The sequence below is a fragment of the Methanoculleus thermophilus genome (genome assembly GCF_001571405.1).
In the GTDB taxonomy this organism is placed as follows: domain Archaea; phylum Halobacteriota; class Methanomicrobia; order Methanomicrobiales; family Methanoculleaceae; genus Methanoculleus; species Methanoculleus thermophilus.
Genome location: NZ_BCNX01000003.1, coordinates 259,060 through 277,608 on the forward strand (window position 1 = coordinate 259,060; position 18,549 = coordinate 277,608).

Genomic DNA, 18,549 nt, shown 5'->3' on the forward strand with positions numbered 1-18,549 from the left:
TTGCCCAAACCCCGCCGGTTCATGCACGAGGTCCAGGGTTCGGCACCGGGACCGCCGAAACCGCCTGTTCTCCTGCACTGGAACGCCTGGTTCCGGTTGATGGTTGGTCAGACCTGCTGACCTTAACTATCGTGCCTCATACCCGCTCAAAGTTGATATATTTTTCCTGGATCTCCAAAAGTAGTTGAAATGTCCCGTATTGGGATTTGGTAACTTACGGTCAGGAGGAGCGCATCTCTTCGAGGCGCTTTTTGAGGCGGTGGCTGTGTGAACCCATCCAGTAGAGTTTTCGGCAGGTGGGACACCACGAGAACTCCTTTCCCGCATGAGACTGTGGTGCGTAGCGTGCCTCCCGGATCTCCCGGACAGTAGCCGGTCGGAGGCGGGTATTGCAGAGGGAACACCGGATCATCCGGATCTCGGGTTCGATGAGGCCGAGATCGGCGACCTGGCGGATCTGATCCATGATGGCCTCGGATGCGATGTAGACCGCCTGCTCACCACCCCGCCGTGCAAGTTCCCGGTCTCGTGTCAGGAGGATTCGCCCCTCCCGAGCGGCGATCTCAAGCAAGAGGGTATCCTCCCGTGTGCTCCCGGGGGTGAGGCTGTTTGCGCTCATGGTATCGTAACCCATGAACCGGAGGTAGCGGGTGAGCGTTCCAAGCATCCTGTCGGTGAGGAATCTAGGGCATTCAGTCGATCTTCGAGACATACTCGATATGTCCGCCGCACTCAGTGCAGGTGTGATCCTCGAGCCCCACTATTCGGGTCGAATATCCCGATCGCTCGATGACGAGGCCGCCGCAGGCCGGGCAGTAGGTATTCTCGTAGGGGTGACCCCCGACGTTGCCGAGATACGGATAGTGAAGCCCCAGTTCCTTTGCACGCTCGTAGATCTTCTCAAGGGTCCTGATCTCGGTTGGCCGCACATCAAGCATCTTATAGTCTGGATGGAACCGGGTGAAGTGCATCGGGGTATCGGGCCCGAGGTTCTCGAGCACCCACCGAATGAGCGCCTCCATCTCCTCCATCGAGTCGTTCTGACCGGGGATGACCAGCGTTACGGTCTCGACGTGCATGCCAAGTTCCTTTGCAAGCGCTGTTGCATCGAGGATCGGCTGCAGCCGCCCCCCGCAGACCTTCCGGTAGAAGGTATCGGAGAATGACTTGAGATCGACACGGAAGGCGTTGAGTACCGAAGAGATCTCCCGGAGCCCTTCTTCGGTGATATAGCCGTTCGTGACGTAGACTGTTCCGAGTCCCTTTTTGCGTGCCAGGGCCCCCATCGCAAGCGGGTACTCGTGCCAGATCGTGGGCTCGTTGTACGTCCAGGCTATGCTTGCAGAGCCGCTGGCACGCGCCCGTTCCACGCCCTCCTCGGGGGCGAGGTCCCGGAGCGCCTCCATCTCCAGTGTCTGCTGTGAGATGTGCCAGTTCTGACAGTGTTCGCAGTGAAAGTTGCACCCTATGGTCCCAAGCGAGTAGGAGAGGGTTCCTGGCAGGAAGTGGTAGAGCGGTTTCTTCTCAATGGGGTCGACCGCTTCAGCGATGACCTTGCCGAAGGTGGCGGCATAGAGGGTGCCGCCGCGGTTGATACGTACACCGCAGACGCCCTGCTTACCCTCCCGTATGGTGCACCGGTGGGCGCAGAGAGAACACCGGACGGTATCGTCCTCCAGTTTCTGGTAGAGTCGCGCCTCGTGCATACGATCATCACGTGAGGGGAGCCATCTTATTTATCCTTGCGGACCGCCTGCTCGTCCTGCTCCTCGTACTCGATAACCAGCGCCCCATGATACCCACAACGCTTGCAGCGGTAGACGCAGCCGGTATAGCCGCCGGTAACTACCCAGACGTCTGTAGAACTGCATATAGGGCAGTGCAGCCTCTTCACAACAGGTATATGAGTGATATTGGGGATAATAATAGGGTGGCATGAAGAAGATAGTAATCTCGCTGGGTGGCTCGGTTCTGGTCCCCACACTTGAGTCGAATAATATCAGCAAATATGTCTCTGTTCTTCGGAAGATCATCGGAAAATGTCAGATTTTTATCGTTGTCGGCGGCGGTGGAGAGGCGCGCCGATATATTCGTGTTGCCCGCGACCTCGGCCTCAGCGAGGCGGCAGCAGACGAACTCGGCATCCAGGTGACCAGGATGAATGCACGCCTCCTGGTGGCCGGACTTGGGGATGCGGCCTACCCGCGCGTTGCAGAGGACTATACGGAGGCGCAGGAGTTCGCACAGACGGGTAAGATCATCGTTATGGGCGGTATCACCCCGGCGCAGACGACGGATGCGGTATCCGCGGTCCTCGCCGAGAGTGTCGGTGCCGATCTCCTCATCAACGCCACGTCGATCGACGGGATCTACAGCGCTGATCCAAAGAAGGATGCACGCGCGGTGAGATACGAGCACCTCACACCGCAGGACCTCCTCGATATCATCACCGGGTGCAGGATGGATGCAGGTGCAAACACGGTGCTCGATATCGTAGCCGGGAAGGTCATCGAGCGGTCGGGGATCCCGCTCCTGGTGCTTGATGGCCGTGACCCGGAGAACCTCTACCGCGCGATCGTAGAGGGGATCTACACAGGCACCATCGTGAGCAAAGAGAATACAATCCCTCTGCCGGCCTGAGGGTTCCTCCCATCGGTAACTATTTTTGTCTCCATCTCCAACATATAATGGCACAGGGGCAGTAGGGTAGCCTGGTCCATCCTAGAGCGTTTGGGACGCTTTGACGGCAGTTCAAATCTGCCCTGCCCCATCAGTATGAACCGTAAGACCGCCTGTGAAGTTTACCACCGACTTCTTGTCCAGTATCCCATCATCAATGACAGGCGCCACTTTCTCGACTTTCATAACCCTTATGAGACGCTGATCCTCACGATCCTCTCCGCGCAGACAACCGACCGAGCCGTCAACGCCGTCCGCGATGCCCTCTTTTCCCGTTACCCGACACCGGAAGCGCTCGCCCGCGCGAAGCCAGAGGAAGTAGAGCCGATCATCAGGACCATCGGGTTCCACCGCACAAAAGCCCGCCACATTGTCGAGACGGCAAGGAAGCTCGTCTCCGACTTCGGAGGCGAGGTCCCGAGAACGATGGAGGAGTTGCGGACGCTGCCCGGTGTCGGACGAAAGACCGCAAACATCGTCCTTTCTCACGCATTTGGGATCAACGTCGGCATCGCTGTCGATACCCATGTCCGCCGGCTCTCAAAGAGGATCGGGTTTACCGAGAGTACAAATCCCGATATCATCGAGCGCGATCTCATGGCTCTCTTCCCGCAGGAGGTCTGGCGGGACATCAACTATCTTCTGATCCGCCACGGCCGCGCTGTCTGCACCGCACAGAACCCGAAACACGATGAGTGTGTCGTGGCGGACCTCTGCCGGTATTACCAGGAACTCCTGGCCGGGGAGCAGGTTTCCTGCCCTGAGGATAGGTAAGACTGAGCGCCTCCGGTGCACAGACGACTGCTTTTCGGTCAGGCGTTCCCTCTTTTGTAGTAATAGCAGTGAAAATCTGGAAAGCGCGTTACGTGATCGCCCGAAAGTGATAATTGTTCTATCGCTGGGGTAATTTTTGTTGGCGGGGTTGAGAAAGGCTCCCAATGTAGCCCTCTCAAAACACCCCGCCAATCAGGGCATACCCGACGATGTAACAGAGCCCGGCCACGACCGCTGATGCCGGAATAGTCAGAACCCACGCGATAAGGATCTCGCGGACCACACCCCACTTGACCGCCGAGTAGCCGCGCGTCGCACCGACGCCCATGATCGCCCCGGTTGTTGCGTGGGTCGTCGAGACCGGGACACCAAAGACATTCATCAGCGATAGAACGCCCCCGGCGGAGGTCGATGCGGCAAACCCCTGGTAGGGCCGGATCCGGGTGATACGGTTGGCCATCTTATCGATGACCCGCCACCCACCTAGGAGGGTGCCGAGGGAGATTGCAAGCGAAGAGGCGAGGATCACCCAGAGCGGGACGGCGAACTCGGAGATCAGCCCCCCGGCAAGGAGCATGGCGGTGATGATCCCCATCGCATTCTGTGCGTCGTTGCCCCCGTGGCCGATCGCCTGAAGCGATCCCGAGAATATCTGGAGGTTCTTAAAGAGACCTGTCACGCGCCACGGAGCATAGTTGCGAAAGATACAGGTAACGACGATGCCGAAGACAAATGCGACGATGAATCCGAGCATCGGGGAGATGACGATGAAAAGGATGACCGCGAGGATGCCGCTGACATGCAAAAGCCCTGCCGCAATGGCGAGCGGTATGGCCACCGTCACCCCGATGATTCCGCCGAGGAGGAGGTGCCAGGGCTTGAACTCGCCCCTCCAATGCGTAAATGCTCCCACGGCAACCGCACCGAGGATGATACCAATAATCCCATAGAAGGCGGTCTGCTCAATCATCGTGAGCGACGGCCAGATGACCGCTCCCACTCCGGCACCTGCAATGCCGGCACCAAGAAGCCCCCCGATCAAGGCATGGCTGCTCGATACCGGAATCCCGAGAAGAGATGTCGCAAGAACCCAGAGCACCGCACCGACAAGGGCCGTGAGGATCAGTGTTGGGGTGAGAAACGAGGAATCAACGATACCCCTTCCGATGGTCGCCGCAATCGCTGTCGTGAAGAGGAGGGGGCCAAGGAGGTTGAAGACCCCGGCAAGGAGGACCGCCTGCAGAGGGGTTAAGGCCTTGGTCGCGACGATTGTTGCGATCGAGTTTGCGGCATCGTTCAAGCCGTTTGCAAAATTAAAAAGGAGGGCAAGAGCAATGCCGATGATGATTATGTCCATAGCGATCAGGAGTGTCTGATGGCTATGTCGCTCAGGACGTTTGCGACATCTTCACATTTATCAGTCGCTATTTCCAGATTCTCGTAGATATCCTTGAGCTTGATGATGGCGATCGCATCCTCTGTCTTGAAGAGATCCATGATGGCATGACCGAGGACACTGTCCGCGACATTCTCTAGGCGATTCACCTCAATGCACCGCTCCTCGATCAGGTTCGGATTCTTGATGGTTCGAATGCCGTTGACGGCCTTCTCAATCTCGACAACACTGAGTTGTATCAGTTTTGCAAGCTGAACCATCGAGTCGTCAGTGGCAGTAATACCATAACTGTACATCTGCTGTGCGGTACCGTCGATGTAGTCGATGATGTCATCCAGCGCTGAGGCAAGGCGGGATATCTCTTCCGGTTCGAGTGGTGTGATGAAAGTTCGATTCAACTGCTCATAGATCTCGTGTGATATCTCATCTCCCTGATGTTCGATCTCTTTCATTCGTTGGCACTGCTCTTTCACATTCTCGAAGTTTTCAACGAGTTCAACGAGCAGATTGGCGGCAGAGACGACTGTCGCGGCCATTCTGTCGAAGAGATCAAAAAAAACCTTATCCTGAGGGACTACCCACTCTTTGATGCCCACAATGATCGCTATAGATTTTTCCGTCAGGGCCTATATAGCGTTCGGTTGTGGCACCTGCACGGTATGACAGGAGAGAATGAAATGGATTGATTGGGCCAGTACGCCGAAGGCGGGGCATCGTGACCTGGCCTCATAACGACTTGAATGCTCCAGGACCACCTGTATAATCGCAACGGTTATTCCTGGACTCTCACAAGATTATTACGGATGAAGTCAAGATCATCGTCCTTTGCTGCGATCTCGAAGAGCATAGTCCCGGGGTTGGCGCAGCGCTTCGTAAATGGCAGCAGGATCTTCTTCTTCTTGTTCTGAATGCCAACGAGCATCGGGGATGCTAGGAGCATCCGGATACCTTTGAAGACAAAGCCCGGGGGCATCTCATAATATTCCTTGCAGTGCTTTCGCACGTAGTCGTTTACCTCCTTGGGGGTTACGCCCATGAGGAGCACCTTTCCGCCAAGGTTATTCACGCAACACGATGGCATCACTATTTTGTTCGCTTGTATACGAATAAACTTTTGCTTATCCAGGTCTCCAGGCCCGGGCGGTATCTCCGAAAGAACCTACCGCTCTCGACCGCAGTGATGGAATGGACGAGTGAGTGTTCTCTTGGCGTATCCCCATCGTTGAGGAAAAGATTATCGTATGCCGAACGAACAAGCCTCTCATGAAGCCGCATGGGATGTCCGGCCGCCCACCCGGTGCACAATTCTACCTCCTGCTGGCTTTATCCGCTCTCCTCCTCATCCCCTGCTTTGCTTCGGCCGCAACACCCCCGCCGCTCCCGGATCATGTCATCTCGGTATCGGACGACACCCTCTCCCGGAGTGAAGACCTCGAGATCTCCGCCGTATGGGATCGGGATGTGAGTCTCTACCGTCCTCCGGAGAGCCTCTATCTACAGATCTACAGCGCCTCCTCCGGCTCGCTCATCGCAGGGTATACAATCCCGGAGGACAAACATGCAGCATCTGAAGAGAACATACGGTACTTCCGCGGGCTTATCCCCTCCTCGGAGCTGCCTGCGGACAGGCTCACGCTCGTCGTGACTGACCCGGTCTCCGGCGCTGATGCTCGTATGCTGGTCAACGTCACCGAGACAGGGCCGGATTTCCCGGATGTCCATATGCAGAGGTCTGCTGATACTCTCTTCGCCCTGGTTGCTGTGTTCCTCCTGATTCTCCTCAGTACCGTTCTGGGCCTCCTGATCAGGCGGTCGTGAGGAAAGACCGCTCAAGGGACCGCGATTCTATCGGATCTTCACCATCGGTTTACTTAATGTCTGCGGCAACCAACTAGTATTAAAGTGATACGCGAACCGTCAGTCAAAAAAGTCCTCTACTGGTGCGATCAGTGCAACGTCCCTCTCATTGGACGCACCTGTGCCTGCAAGACGCGCACAAGAGAGGTTCCGCTCCTGCAGCCGTACGATGTCCGCCCCGCCCTTGCGGCGGATATGGCTCTCATCCGGCGGCTTCTTGCGGAGCGGTTCGGTGATGTCCCCCTGCCCCACGTCGTGCTCTTAAACAAGACCGGGGGCACCGACCGGGCCGACCTCGTGATCGTGCACGGCGAGCGGTTCGGCTGGCTCACGTTCGATCCGGTCTCCCGAAAATTCAGCCTTGATATCGCTCCCGAAGCCCTCTCGTACATCCTGCCGCATGCAACCCGGGGGATCATCGACCTTGAGGCCGAACCCGCAGTGATTGCCCATCGGGGGCGTATCGGTGGAAAACGATTCCCCTTAAAAGACCCTGTTCCCGACGGGACGGTCATCGTCGCCTACAAGAACCGGTTCGGCACCGGTGTCGTCAGGGACGGCCAGGTCCGGGTGAAGGACCTCGCCCCCATCACACCCCGGACCCGGTCCAATCCGGACTGGGAAGTGGTGATCGAGAAGAACCGCTACCACTTAAAGAACCTTGAGAGGAATGCAATCCGGACCATCAAGAAGCACATGAACGACCGGCCGTGCGTCAACGTCTCGTTCTCCGGCGGCAAGGACAGCACCGCCGTCCTCCATCTCGCCCGAAAGGCCGGGGTGGAGAAGGCGTTCTTCATCGATACCGGGATCGAACTCCCCGAGACGGTGGAGTTCGTGGCCTCTCAGGGAGTCGAGATCATCCAAAAAGGCGGCGACTTCTTCCAGGCGGTCGAGAAGGCCGGGCCGCCTGGGAAGGACCACCGCTGGTGCTGCAAACTCTTAAAACTTCACCCCTTAAAGATCTACCTCGCCGGCACCGGCCCCTGCGTCACGATCCAGGGGAACCGGTGGTATGAGTCCTGGAACCGGGCTGAGCTCGACGAGACAAGTCAGAATCCGGCAAATCCGCTGCAGTTGAATATCTCACCGATCCGGAGCTGGCGGGCGCTCGAGGTCTTCCTTTACCTCTGGTGGCAGAAGGTCCCAATAAACCCGCTTTACGATATGGGCCTTGAGCGGATAGGCTGTTACCTCTGCCCGGCGGCACTCGAGAGCGAGTACGAGGGTCTCCGCGTGATGCACCCTGAACTGACAGACCGCTGGGACGAATTCCTTATCAGGTGGGCGGAGAAGAATGGGCTGCCGGAGGCCTATCACCGCTGGGGACTCTGGCGGTGGCGGGCACTGCCCCCGAAGATGCGCGAACTCTGCAGGGAGTGGGGTATCGGCGTGAATGACGACTTCACTCTGAAGGAGGACCCGGCAAGAAAGAGGGCGGAGGTGGCAACGACGAAGACGATGGAGACCCATAAGCCGGCACCGCCGGCCGAGACTGAGTTTACTCCCGATCAGATCCGGAAGGACTTCCCGATCCTCGGCGACATCATATACCTCGACAATGCAGCGACGAGTTTCTCACCGGAACCGGTGGTGAATGCATTCGTCGAGTTCGAGCACAATTACCGGGCGAACGTCGGGCGGGGTGTCCACCGCCTGACCCGGATCGCGACGCAACGCTACTGGCACGCCCACGAGAAGGTGGCCCGGTTCATCGGCGGGGAGGCGGGGTTGACGGTCTTTACGAAGAACGCCACCGAGGCAATAAACATGGTCGCGCAGGGGCTCTCTTGGAAGCCGGGTGACCGTGTGGTGACCACAATCCTGGAGCACCACTCAAACCTCCTCCCCTGGCGGATGCTGGCAAAGCAGGGGGTCGCGCTCGACGTGATCGGGATCGACGCCGATTATGAGCTCGATCTTGCGGCGCTTGAGAAGATCCTCTCCGGGGGCAGCGTCCGGCTCGTCGCCGTCACTCACGCCTCAAACGTCCTCGGCGTGGTAACGCCGATCCAGAAGATCGCAAACCTCTGCCGGGAGCACGGCGCCCTCTTCCTGGTGGACGGAGCGCAGTCCCTGCCGCACATGCCGGTCAACGTGCGAGACCTCGGCTGCGACTTCCTCTGCTTTGCAGGGCACAAGATGTTCGGGCCGACCGGGACCGGGGTCCTCTGGATGCGGGATCTCCTCCTCGAGCCCCCGACCCTCGGCGGCGGCATGGTCACGAGCGTGACCGTGGAAGGTTACGATCCGGCGGAGGGCTACCAGCGCTATGAGGCCGGGACGCCGAACGTCGGGGGCGGGATCGCGCTCGGCGTCGCCGTGGATTATCTTGCGGCGATCGGCATGGAGAAGATCCACCGGCACGAGGAGCGCCTGACCGCCCGGCTGATCGAGGGGCTCTCCGCGATAGACGGGGTCACGGTCTACGCCGGGAAAGACCCGCATACCCGGATCGGGGTTGTCTCGTTCACCATCGACGGCATCCACCCGCAGGAGGTCGCGCAGATGCTCGACGAGGAGGCGGATATCATGGTGCGGTCGGGGCACCACTGCTGCCAGCCGCTGATGGAGCACCTCGGCCTCCCGGAGGGGACGGTCCGGGCGAGCATGGCGGCCTACACGACCGAGCAGGAGATCGACCTCCTGATCGCGGCCGTCGACGAGATCAGCCGGGGACGGTAGGGCTGGCCCTCTCAATTTCTTGAACCCACAATTTTTCAGTAATTGCAACTAGCCGTGTTCTAATTGGAACGGTGGCTGTATAATCCACAAGTCGAGGTAAATACTCCTGAACACTGCCGATTTTAGGCATACGCAGTGACCGAAGCGAGAGAAGATTTATCGCCAATTAAGGGTGGGCGATGGGCGGAACGCGCGGAGTTCAAGCACCATTGGGTGAGAGAAGCGGCACCGTCCATTACAGAATGAAGTTTCTACCAGTCGAATGATCGGTAAAACCCCGGTGCACTGGACCGTGGGGATATCGCAATAGGGGGTTGAACCGAAAGCATCCCGTCATCCCCGAACGGGTGCTCGAGAAGCCCCCCTCCGCGGAGCTCAGGCCCGGCCAGACCGATCTTGAGACCCTCCCTCCATATGACCTCCTCGACGCCATCCTCTACCGCTACGTTGACTGCTCTGAGTCGCCGGAGGAGATCATCGCTGCCGGCTACCCGGCGGAAAACGTCTATCGGGTCATCCAGATGGTTCATTCGGCGGAGTTCAAGCGTCGGCAGGCCGCACCAGGGCTCAAAGTGAGTGGGAGATCCTTTGGTGTCGATTGGCATATGCCGATCGCCGCTAAACCCTGGTGGCGCTGATGATGGCACACCTTGCCGACGACCTGCTTGCGATCTATGGCGCCCTCCGTGGAGCATTCGGCCACCAGCACTGGTGGCCGGCAGAGACGGCGTTTGAAGCGATGATCGGTGCAATCCTTGCCCAGAATGTCTCCTGGAAGAACGCGGCAAAGGCCGTCCGCAACCTGGAGGATGCCGGGATGCTCGATCCGGAACTGCTTGCCGCCGCCGATACGGCAGAGATTGCCCGGCTGATCGTCCCGTCCCGGTTCTACAACCAGAAGGCCGAGCGGGTCCGCGAGTTTGCCCGGGTCTATGTTGCTGAGTTTGGGGCTGATCCAGTAGCAATGGCGGCCGCAGAGACCGGAGCCCTGCGCAGGCGCCTGCTCTCGATAAAGGGGCTTGGAAAGGAGACGGTGGACTCGATCCTCTTGTATGCCTGCAGTAAGCCTATCTTCGTTGTCGATGCCTACACCCGCCGGATCTTCTCGCGCTACGGTCTTTTGCCGGCGGGAGCGTCGTACGATCTGATGCAGCGCTTCTTTATGGAGAATCTCGCTCCGGATGTGGAACTCTTCAACGATTACCACGCCCAGATCGTTTTCCTGGGAAACAACATCTGCAAAAAGTCGCCGCTCTGCGCTCGCTGCCCCATCCAGGAGGTCCACGAATCCCTTTGGTGTGCTGAAGGGATGGGAGCGAAAGATTGGAATTCTGGGGGAGATTGACTGGACACCCTATCTTCGATCCCCCAGGAGTTCTTCTGAACCTAATTCAAAGGGTGGATCCAGGTGACGATTCTCGATTCCGGTCTGTGGGTGCTGTGCTCCTGCTGATGCGGGACAGATTACCCTGGATCACCCTGAGAAACAAAGCAATCATTAAATAATTGTCTCACAATCCTTTAATTCTGGTATGACAGACGAGATTAAGCGCATGATCGATTTAATCATCGAAAAGCGGTCGAATGGAAACGAAGTGTTAAAGAATACGACCCGGACAAAGTTGATCATCAAGGGATTCAATCCGGATCGCTGGACGTCGCAGTCCGAGGACGACCCGGCAAAGATTGCAGAACTCAAGCAGATCGCCCGTGATATGGGTATCGAACTCTAGGTGGTTTTCATGAGCGTTAGTACCGCTACTACAATGGCATCATCAGTTGAACAGGCTGTCGACGATATTAAGGGACAGTTTGGTGAAATTTCCCCTAATCTGGTACTTTTCTTTGCATCATCCCGATACGATCCGGCGTTGATCAGCCGGGGGATGCACGATGCGTTCCCTGGCGCGCAGGTCATCGGCTGCTCGACCGCCGGGGAGATCGCCAGCGGTCGAGTCCTGAAGGATGCGATTGTGGCGATGGCGTTTGACGAGCGGACCGTCAGCGGCGTTGCATGCAGTGTCGTTACCGACGTCACCTCCCCTGACTCACTTATGGGTGCAGTCCGGGAGATTGAAGAGAAGATCGGTGCGCCGCTCCGCGACCTCGATTTCAGGAAGTACGTGGGACTGATCTTGATCGACGGTTTGAGCGGCGCAGAAGAGCATGTGATGGACCGGCTTGGCGACCTCACCAATGTGGTCTTCATCGGCGGCTCTGCAGGCGACGATCTCAAGTTCCAATCGACCTATGTCTACCTGAATGGGGAGGCATACACCAACGCGGCTGTTCTTGCACTCCTCAAGCCCGTCGGTGAGTTCGGGATCATCAAGACCCAGAGTTTCCGGCCGCTCGGGATCACCCTTGTGCCGACGAAGGTGAACGAAGAGCGTCGGGAGGTCATCGAGTTCAACAACATGCCTGCGGCGGTCGCATATGCCCGGGCTCTCGGTGTGTCCGTAGAGGAGGCGCCGAAGAGATTCATGCACAACCCCGTTGGGCTTGTGACCGGCGACGACTTCTTCGTCCGGAGCCCCCGGAAGATCGAGGGCGAGAGCATTCTCTTCTACTGTATGGTCAAGGAAGGGATGGATCTTGCGCTGCTGGAGTCGACGGATATCGTCGCGGACACCCGGAAGGCCGTCGAGGAGAAGGTTCGGCAGCTGGGAGGGGCCTCTGCTCTTATCAACTTCCACTGCATTCTTCGGGCGCTGGAACTCGAGGAGATCGGACATAACGAGGCGTATGGCTCAATATTTGCTGACATTCCGACGATCGGGTTCTCCACCTACGGTGAAGAGTACATCGGGCACATCAACCAGACCTCGACGATGTTGCTCTTCAAATAACGTCTCCTTAAAACTTTGCTGCTATCCCGTCTGTTCACTCAGGATGGCCCAACCCGGAAAGGACCGGATCCGGGCCATCCCGGCACCCGATAGGCCAATCCCAAAGGTAAAAAAGGTCTGGTAACAATTTGCTGGAGATGGCGAAGACGAGACCAAAGTAGAGTCTTCAGCAACGTCTCCTGCCCATATGATGGCAAACGCTATCTTACTCTCCGGTCAACAATACTATATTGGGTTTTGTGGCGCAATGGATTCAAAATACGCCGTTCTTGAGAAATACTTCGGTTATACCTCGTTTCTCCCCGGCCAGGAAGAGATCATCGACGCCGTCCTCGCCGGGCGCGACGTCCTCGCCGTCATGGCAACGGGGGGCGGCAAATCGCTCTGCTATCAACTTCCCGCCCTTGTCTTTGGGGGGCTTACGGTCGTCGTCTCTCCGCTCATTGCGTTGATGAAAGATCAGGTCGACAGCCTCCGGGCAAACGGGATCCCGGCGGCGACGATTAACAGTTCGCTCGGTTATGGAGAGCAGAGGATCATCGAGCGGGTGATCCTCGAAGGCCGCATCCGGATCCTCTATGTCTCACCGGAACGGGCCGTGCAGCCGTTCTTCCTCTCTCTCCTTGCAAAAGCAGATCTCCGGCTGGTTGCGATCGACGAGGCGCACTGCATCTCCATGTGGGGGCACAACTTCCGGCCGGAATACCGTCGGCTCCGGGTGCTCAAGGAACGGTTCCCTGCCGTCCCCATCATCGCCCTGACCGCGACCGCCATCCCCGCCGTCCAGAACGACATCGTGGTCCAGCTTGCCCTGAAGAATCCGGCCCGGTTCATCGGAAGTTTCAACCGGAAGAACCTCATGTATCGGGTGGTACCGAAGGCCCGATACTTCCCGAGGCTTGTTGCGTACTTGCATGAGCACCAAAACGACGCCGGTATCATCTACTGCTTCTCCCAGAAGGCGACGGAAGAACTCGCGGAAAAACTTCAGAAGGAAGGGTTCTCCGCGCTCCCCTACCATGCCGGCCTCCCCGATGATGTTCGTGCGGAGCACCAGGAGGCCTTCATCCGTGGCGATGTCATGATCATCTGCGCCACCGTCGCTTTTGGCATGGGAATCAACAAACCGGACGTCCGGTTTGTCATTCATACCGACCTCCCCAGAGATCTCGAGTCCTACTACCAGGAGACCGGCAGGGCCGGAAGAGACGGGGAGGCGGCCGACTGCATCCTCTTCTACAGCCGGGGCGATTACGGCACGATCCGGTACCTCATCGAGAAGGAATACAACGATCCGGCGCAGAAAGACATCGCCTATCGGAAAGCAGGGATGATGCTCGACTACTGCGAGACGACCGGGTGCCGGAGAAAGTTCCTGCTCACCTACTTTGGTGAGGCGTATCCGGAGGAGCGGTGCGGTGGGTGCGACCGGTGCGAGACCCCCGTGAAGGTCTTTGACGGGACGGAGGTTGCAACGACCATCATCACCTGTATTCGCGGAATCGGGGAGCGGTTTGGGGCATCCTACGTCGTCGATGTGCTGACCGGGTCGAAGAGTGCACGAATTCGCGAAAACGGACACGATACCCTGCCGGTCTACAACTCCGGCAGGGGATACACTCGTGACCAGTGGCTGCGGTTTGTCCAGGAGATGGTCCAAAAAGGGTTCATCACATCGACCGGCGGGCGGTATCCGGTTCTGGTGTTAAACGACCGGAGCCGTGCGGTGCTCAAGGGCGAACTTCCCGTGCCGCTCACCGAGCCGGGTCCGGAGGGTGTTATCGCATTGAGAGCCGAGGCCGACTACGATGAAGCCCTCTTTCTCCGGCTCCGCCGGCTCCGAAAGATCCTTGCCGACCTCGATCATCTCCCGCCGTTTGCCGTCTTCCACGACCGGAGCCTCAAAGAGATGGCGAAGTACTATCCCCGCACCGGCGTCGATCTCCTCCGAATCTACGGCGTCAGTGAGGCGAAGCTCCAGCGCTACGGCAGAAAGTTCCTCGATGCAATCGATAAACACTGTATCGAGCACGGGATCGGGCTGGATCGCCGTCGCGGATGATTCCGGGTTTGAATCCCGGCAACGCGCCTTCCAATCATTCTCAACTCGATGCGTTAATGAGTGTAGAGCACCAACGCGGAATGCAACGGCATTATGCGGCTCATATCATGGAACGTGGATCTCTTCCGCTCGGGTTTAAAGAGCGTGGAGAAGAAGGTTGAAGCAGTCTGTCAGCATTCGCCGGATATCGTCGCCTTTCAGGAGGTAACGGATCGGGATCTGCCGCTCTTCCGGGAAGAACTGGCGGCCTACGGATTGATTTACTCCGTCGACAGCCTTGCCCTCGTGGAGATTGCACGGGTGGCCTATATGGCTGAACGATTGAACGAACTTCGTGCGCGAAACGCAACTGATCCTTTCCAGTTCGCGTACGGGATCTCCCGGCTCTCGGAGCAGTGCTCACCAAGTAATGAGTCAAAAGACTGCGGATGCCTGATTGCGAGCAGGTACCCCCTGACACCACTCAACCCGTTCGACTTTGACATACCGTGGAAGCAGCGGGTGGTCTCTGCCGTCATCAGTGCGCCCACCGGCGAGTTCGAGCTCCACAACGCGCACGTCCCCACGGCGATAGGCGGCCGGAGAAATGAGATCGTCAAGGCGGAGACACTGGTCGGGATCTATCGGCGCCTTGCCACGAGTTCGGCTCGGCCGCGGATCCTCTGTGGCGACCTTCACATCCCCGAGGCAGAGCGGTCCGACGGTACGATCGTCCCGTTCTATAAAGATATTATACCAAACGAGAACTACAACACCGGGATCTCCGAGACCGATGAATATCTCGGGCGGCCGAGGAAGTGGTGGTATAACGCCGAGATGAACATCCTCGCCGGCCTTGCAGAGTACGACCTTCCCGATGTCTTCCGAAGACTGCATGGCTACCGGGCACGGGAGTACAGCTGGTGTCCCGACCGCGGACCGGAAGATGTTCCAAAGTGCAAGCGCTACGATCACATCTTTGCATCAGTGCGCCTGAACCCCACAGCGTGCTGGTACCTGCATGACCTGCGTGGACAGGGGTTGAGCGATCATTCCGCCGTTGTGGCCGACTTTGCGCCGTGAGTTCACCTCATCTCTCCGCGCGGCGCCCTCTCCCTCCCTTGACCGGGGTTCTCTTCCCCGGTGCTGGAGGACTGGCTGCCAGGGTTTTCTCCAATGGGGGAGGTTGCCCCGCACTCGTGTCGGTGATCGTAGCGGGGTTTGGGGCCGTCTCCACCTCCGGGCACAGCACATAGAGGGATCGTACTTGGTATAGACGCCCACAGAGGCTTGCAGAGGTTGTTTGCAGCCCTGTCTTTCTTCTGCAAGGGCCAGCCGAAGTCTTGCGGCCATCGACTCGCTTGCATTCTCGATCTACTCTCGGATGGCGGTTTCTGCGCATTGCCTACGTAACCTGGGGTCGAGCTGGTCAATCTCCCGGTTCGGTCGAACGCTGAATCTATTGTCTGAAAGCGGTAAATCCCGATAGTTCGACCCCAATTTCCATGATACGATATCCTCATCTCTTCAAAAGACGGTTACAGCGATATCAGGTCACGGATCTGTAGTACCGCTGCTGTAACTACAGTTTTATGACAGAATTCTATATAAATATGTAGTTCAGAGAATATCTTGGTGAAGACCGATGGTTTCACTTACTGAAGAGATGAAAGCAGCGCTTCGGACGATGAAGGCTTTCCCGGTCGCCACGGCCTCCAAGGACGGGTGGCCGAACGTGGTCCCGATCGGGTTTGTTGAACTCGTCGACGACGAGACGATCTGGATTGCGGACAACTTCATGAAGAAGACGCTGGCGAACATCCAGGAGAATCCGAAGGTTGCCATCTACGTCTGGGGGCCCGAGACGAAGGGCTGCTTCCAGATCAAGGGCGAAGTCGAGATCAGGACCAGCGGGCCGGAGTTTGAGAAGATGCAGTTCACCGTCCGCTCAAAGATGGCGAAGGCTCCGGCAAAGACGCTCCTCATCATGAAGATCCGCGAGGTCTATGAGTGCTCTCCCGGTGCGAAGGCGGGGGAGAAGATTCTTTAATCTTTTTCACGGGGGCCCTGCGGGGGCCTCTCGTGGGCGATTTCGACGACCGATGTGCGGAAACAATCGACAGAGTTGCCCAACTCGTCCCGGTGGACCGTGAGGGCGGCGCACCTTCCCGAGACCTCAAGATCCGGGCGTGCCGCCGGTGGGTTCTAAACCATTTTCCCGCACCGCCGCCAACGCTTTCCTTCAGGACGTGATGAAAGAGTGAAGATAATCGCAGTTGTGGGAAGTCCGCGTGGGATGAGAAGCAGGACAAGAAGGCTTGCAGGCTTCGTGCTTGCCGGGGCGAAAGATGCCGGGGCCGAGGTTGAGATCATTGAACTTGCCGATATGCAGATCACTCCCTGCACCGCCTGCGAGAGTTGCAGCCTGGACGGGAGATGCGTCTTTGCCGACGATTTCCCCGCTGCTTACGACCGGATGCAGGATGCCGACGGGCTGGTGTTCGCCTCACCGGTCTACGTCGACAATGTCAGCGGACAGATGAAAGTCTTCATCGACCGGCTGGCGGACGCGATGCACTACCAGAACTTCTCCGGGAGATACGGCTGCAGCATCGCGACCACCGAGATCTCGGGAGGCGATGCGGTTGTCGGTTATCTGAACCTTGCGCTCAATTACCTCGGGGTGACGACGGTTGGGGGGATGAGCGTCGCGCTCGGAGACGATCCGGAGGCGATCGATAGGGCAGAATCGGCGGCACGCGATCTCGGGAGGCGGCTGGTCCTGGCAATCAAAAGTCGCCCGCGTTACCCTGATCAGGAGGCAAGGATGGCGGAAAACCGGAGGTGCTTTGGCAGGGTGGTGCGGGCAAACCGCGACTGGCGGCCGGACGAGTACGAGCGGTGGGTGCGGGAGGGCTGGATCAGAGAGGAGTGAAAACAGGCAACTTGATCTCAACGACTGCCGGTTCCAGACCTAACGGGGGTACCGGCATCCCATACATCTTATCATACGGGGTGAATCTCTATTTAACAGCGATGTGAACGTAAACAGAATACGCCGGGAGGGAGATTTGAACTCCCGAGGTGCCAAGCACCAGTGGCTTTCAAGGCCACCGCCTTCCCGGACTAGACTATCCCGGCTCGCCTTAACCTATTGGTCGTGGGATAAAAAAAAGGTTGTTCATCCCCGGCGGGCGAGGATGACTGCTACGAGTGCAATGAGTGCCAGGGCCGCCGGGAGCGGTGCAGCCTGGGCGGGGGTGGGGGTCGCGTCTCCAAAGAGTGCAGGCGCGGCCTTGCTCACCCTGACTGATTTGGCATTCGTAGCCGAGATCTGCACCGTTCCGCTGTCGTTGTAACTCATGGGGTAGACCTTGACGTAGACCACACCCCCACGCGCGGCGAACTCTGCGGTCTCGGGTTCGAGGAGGCCCTTATTATTCACCTTGTGGTGTCTTTCATCCTCATCGATATACTCGACCACCCAGTCGATCCCGGCTGAGGTTGCGATCGCCACAGTGCCGCTCCGGGTATCGATCTCGAAGTACGCCGGCGCGGACCGCGAGGCGGGAGCACTGGCGGATATCCCCGGGATCGACGTGGGAGTCGGTGCACCGCTTACCACAAAGTCCTGGCTATCGATGTAGCCGTCGATGTCAGCGAAGGTGACCTTGTACGAACCTCCGCTGGAGATGGGCACCGCCGTATCGAACCTGCCGTCTGCATCAGTGCTGATGAACTCCGGCCCGTAAACGATGAAACCATCATGTTCTACCTGGATCTGTATGCCCGAGCTGCCGATGCCGCTTACTGCACCCTGGAGATCGAGGTACCCATCGAAGTCCTGGTTGAGCGGGGAGGTCACCGTGAGGCTTCCAGACCTGTCGACCAGGGTGACGAGCTGCCGGATCTTCGAACTGCTCCCAAAGGTGGTCCGTGTAGGATCGACGAGCTCGATCGAGTACAGCCCTACAGCAAGCCCCTCGGTCTCGAACGTCGTCGAGAACGAACCATCCTGCTGCACGACGATCGTCTTGCGGTCAACCTCGCGCTTCGTGTGCTGGGCATAGTACAGGACGATCTCCGTGCTGAACCCGGGGTTGAGTGAGGGTCGCGTGAGCCCTTGCGCGATCGTAGTCCCTGTGACCTCGAGCGGTTCGCCGACGTTTACCGTCTGTGGAGCACTGATTGCGACATACGCAGCTGATGCTGTACTAACAAGCAGCATCGCGGCGATGACCGTCAGCCATGCGATCCTTTTCATATCA

The 18,549-nt window shown here is 58.2% G+C and carries 19 protein-coding genes and 2 tRNA genes; 13 read left to right on the plus strand and 8 right to left on the minus strand.

Annotated elements, in window-relative coordinates; all coding sequences use genetic code 11:
* Positions 1 to 220: 220 nt before the first annotated feature.
* The 3 genes from MCUTH_RS01380 to MCUTH_RS11790 are packed head-to-tail and all read right to left on the minus strand — an operon-like array spanning position 221 to position 1,894.
* On the minus strand, positions 221 to 712 hold the full coding sequence (locus MCUTH_RS01380) for a Mut7-C RNAse domain-containing protein (RefSeq protein WP_083524706.1): 492 nt from the start codon (positions 710 to 712) through the stop codon (positions 221 to 223).
* Positions 693 to 1,706 carry an AmmeMemoRadiSam system radical SAM enzyme gene (gene amrS, locus MCUTH_RS01385; protein ID WP_066954391.1) on the minus strand — a complete coding sequence of 338 codons (1,014 nt, stop codon included), beginning with the start codon at positions 1,704 to 1,706 and terminating at the stop codon, positions 693 to 695. The genes MCUTH_RS01380 and amrS overlap by 20 nt, the downstream gene beginning before the upstream one ends.
* 26 nt (positions 1,707 to 1,732) lie before the next feature.
* Entirely contained in the window at positions 1,733 to 1,894 is a 162-nt protein-coding gene (locus MCUTH_RS11790) for a hypothetical protein (RefSeq protein WP_169795887.1), read from the minus strand.
* Positions 1,895 to 1,935: 41 nt separating this feature from the next.
* On the opposite strand from MCUTH_RS11790, the gene pyrH reads away from it, so the two are divergent.
* From pyrH to nth, 3 genes are all read left to right on the plus strand, one after another.
* Positions 1,936 to 2,640: a UMP kinase gene (pyrH, locus tag MCUTH_RS01390; protein ID WP_066954394.1), complete on the plus strand. Its 705-nt coding sequence runs from the start codon at positions 1,936 to 1,938 to the stop codon at positions 2,638 to 2,640.
* Positions 2,641 to 2,695: 55 nt separating this feature from the next.
* A tRNA-Pro gene (locus tag MCUTH_RS01395) sits at positions 2,696 to 2,770 on the plus strand.
* A 5-nt stretch (positions 2,771 to 2,775) separates the two neighbouring features.
* Positions 2,776 to 3,453, plus strand: coding sequence for an endonuclease III (nth, locus tag MCUTH_RS01400; protein ID WP_066954396.1), 678 nt, complete (start codon positions 2,776 to 2,778; stop codon positions 3,451 to 3,453).
* Positions 3,454 to 3,628: 175 nt separating this feature from the next.
* On the opposite strand, the gene MCUTH_RS01405 is transcribed toward nth, so the two are convergent.
* The 3 genes from MCUTH_RS01405 to MCUTH_RS01415 all read right to left on the minus strand — a co-directional run bounded on the left by MCUTH_RS01405 (position 3,629) and on the right by MCUTH_RS01415 (position 5,930).
* Positions 3,629 to 4,810 (minus strand): inorganic phosphate transporter, encoded by a 1,182-nt coding sequence (locus MCUTH_RS01405; protein WP_066954399.1) that lies wholly within the window; start codon positions 4,808 to 4,810, stop codon positions 3,629 to 3,631.
* A gap of 5 nt (positions 4,811 to 4,815) precedes the next feature.
* Complete coding sequence (locus MCUTH_RS01410; RefSeq protein ID WP_066954402.1) at positions 4,816 to 5,445, minus strand: DUF47 domain-containing protein; 630 nt, start codon at positions 5,443 to 5,445, stop codon at positions 4,816 to 4,818.
* 176 nt (positions 5,446 to 5,621) lie between these two features.
* On the minus strand, positions 5,622 to 5,930 hold the full coding sequence (locus tag MCUTH_RS01415; RefSeq protein ID WP_066954405.1) for a DUF1894 domain-containing protein: 309 nt from the start codon (positions 5,928 to 5,930) through the stop codon (positions 5,622 to 5,624).
* 182 nt (positions 5,931 to 6,112) lie between these two features.
* Between MCUTH_RS01415 and MCUTH_RS01420 the strand changes: the two genes are divergently transcribed.
* The 10 genes from MCUTH_RS01420 to MCUTH_RS01465 all read left to right on the plus strand — a co-directional run bounded on the left by MCUTH_RS01420 (position 6,113) and on the right by MCUTH_RS01465 (position 17,216).
* Positions 6,113 to 6,667, plus strand: coding sequence for a hypothetical protein (locus MCUTH_RS01420; RefSeq protein ID WP_150468697.1), 555 nt, complete (start codon positions 6,113 to 6,115; stop codon positions 6,665 to 6,667).
* Between the two features lie 84 nt (positions 6,668 to 6,751).
* A complete protein-coding gene (locus tag MCUTH_RS01425; protein ID WP_083524707.1) occupies positions 6,752 to 9,391 on the plus strand; it encodes an aminotransferase class V-fold PLP-dependent enzyme in 2,640 nt (879 codons plus the stop codon).
* A 314-nt stretch (positions 9,392 to 9,705) separates the two neighbouring features.
* Entirely contained in the window at positions 9,706 to 10,029 is a 324-nt protein-coding gene (locus MCUTH_RS01430; RefSeq protein WP_066954411.1) for a hypothetical protein, read from the plus strand.
* Positions 10,029 to 10,736, plus strand: coding sequence for an endonuclease III domain-containing protein (locus MCUTH_RS01435; RefSeq protein ID WP_066954414.1), 708 nt, complete (start codon positions 10,029 to 10,031; stop codon positions 10,734 to 10,736). The genes MCUTH_RS01430 and MCUTH_RS01435 overlap by 1 nt, the downstream gene beginning before the upstream one ends.
* 187 nt (positions 10,737 to 10,923) lie before the next feature.
* On the plus strand, positions 10,924 to 11,124 hold the full coding sequence (locus tag MCUTH_RS01440; RefSeq protein ID WP_066954416.1) for a hypothetical protein: 201 nt from the start codon (positions 10,924 to 10,926) through the stop codon (positions 11,122 to 11,124).
* A gap of 33 nt (positions 11,125 to 11,157) precedes the next feature.
* Positions 11,158 to 12,240 (plus strand): FIST signal transduction protein, encoded by a 1,083-nt coding sequence (locus MCUTH_RS01445; RefSeq protein WP_269085041.1) that lies wholly within the window; start codon positions 11,158 to 11,160, stop codon positions 12,238 to 12,240.
* Between the two features lie 247 nt (positions 12,241 to 12,487).
* On the plus strand, positions 12,488 to 14,302 hold the full coding sequence (recQ, locus tag MCUTH_RS01450) for a DNA helicase RecQ (protein ID WP_066954419.1): 1,815 nt from the start codon (positions 12,488 to 12,490) through the stop codon (positions 14,300 to 14,302).
* A 93-nt stretch (positions 14,303 to 14,395) separates the two neighbouring features.
* Complete coding sequence (locus MCUTH_RS01455) at positions 14,396 to 15,364, plus strand: endonuclease/exonuclease/phosphatase family protein (protein ID WP_066954422.1); 969 nt, start codon at positions 14,396 to 14,398, stop codon at positions 15,362 to 15,364.
* A 562-nt stretch (positions 15,365 to 15,926) separates the two neighbouring features.
* A complete protein-coding gene (locus MCUTH_RS01460) occupies positions 15,927 to 16,331 on the plus strand; it encodes a pyridoxamine 5'-phosphate oxidase family protein (RefSeq protein ID WP_066954424.1) in 405 nt (134 codons plus the stop codon).
* Positions 16,332 to 16,541: 210 nt separating this feature from the next.
* Positions 16,542 to 17,216, plus strand: a complete 675-nt coding sequence (locus MCUTH_RS01465) for a flavodoxin family protein (protein WP_066954427.1) — start codon at positions 16,542 to 16,544, stop codon at positions 17,214 to 17,216.
* Between the two features lie 121 nt (positions 17,217 to 17,337).
* Here the strand turns inward: MCUTH_RS01465 and MCUTH_RS01470 are convergent.
* Together MCUTH_RS01470 and MCUTH_RS01475 are read right to left on the minus strand one after the other, a co-directional pair.
* A tRNA-Ser gene (locus MCUTH_RS01470) sits at positions 17,338 to 17,422 on the minus strand.
* 40 nt (positions 17,423 to 17,462) lie between these two features.
* Positions 17,463 to 18,545, minus strand: coding sequence for a hypothetical protein (locus tag MCUTH_RS01475; RefSeq protein ID WP_066954430.1), 1,083 nt, complete (start codon positions 18,543 to 18,545; stop codon positions 17,463 to 17,465).
* Positions 18,546 to 18,549: the final 4 nt, after the last annotated feature.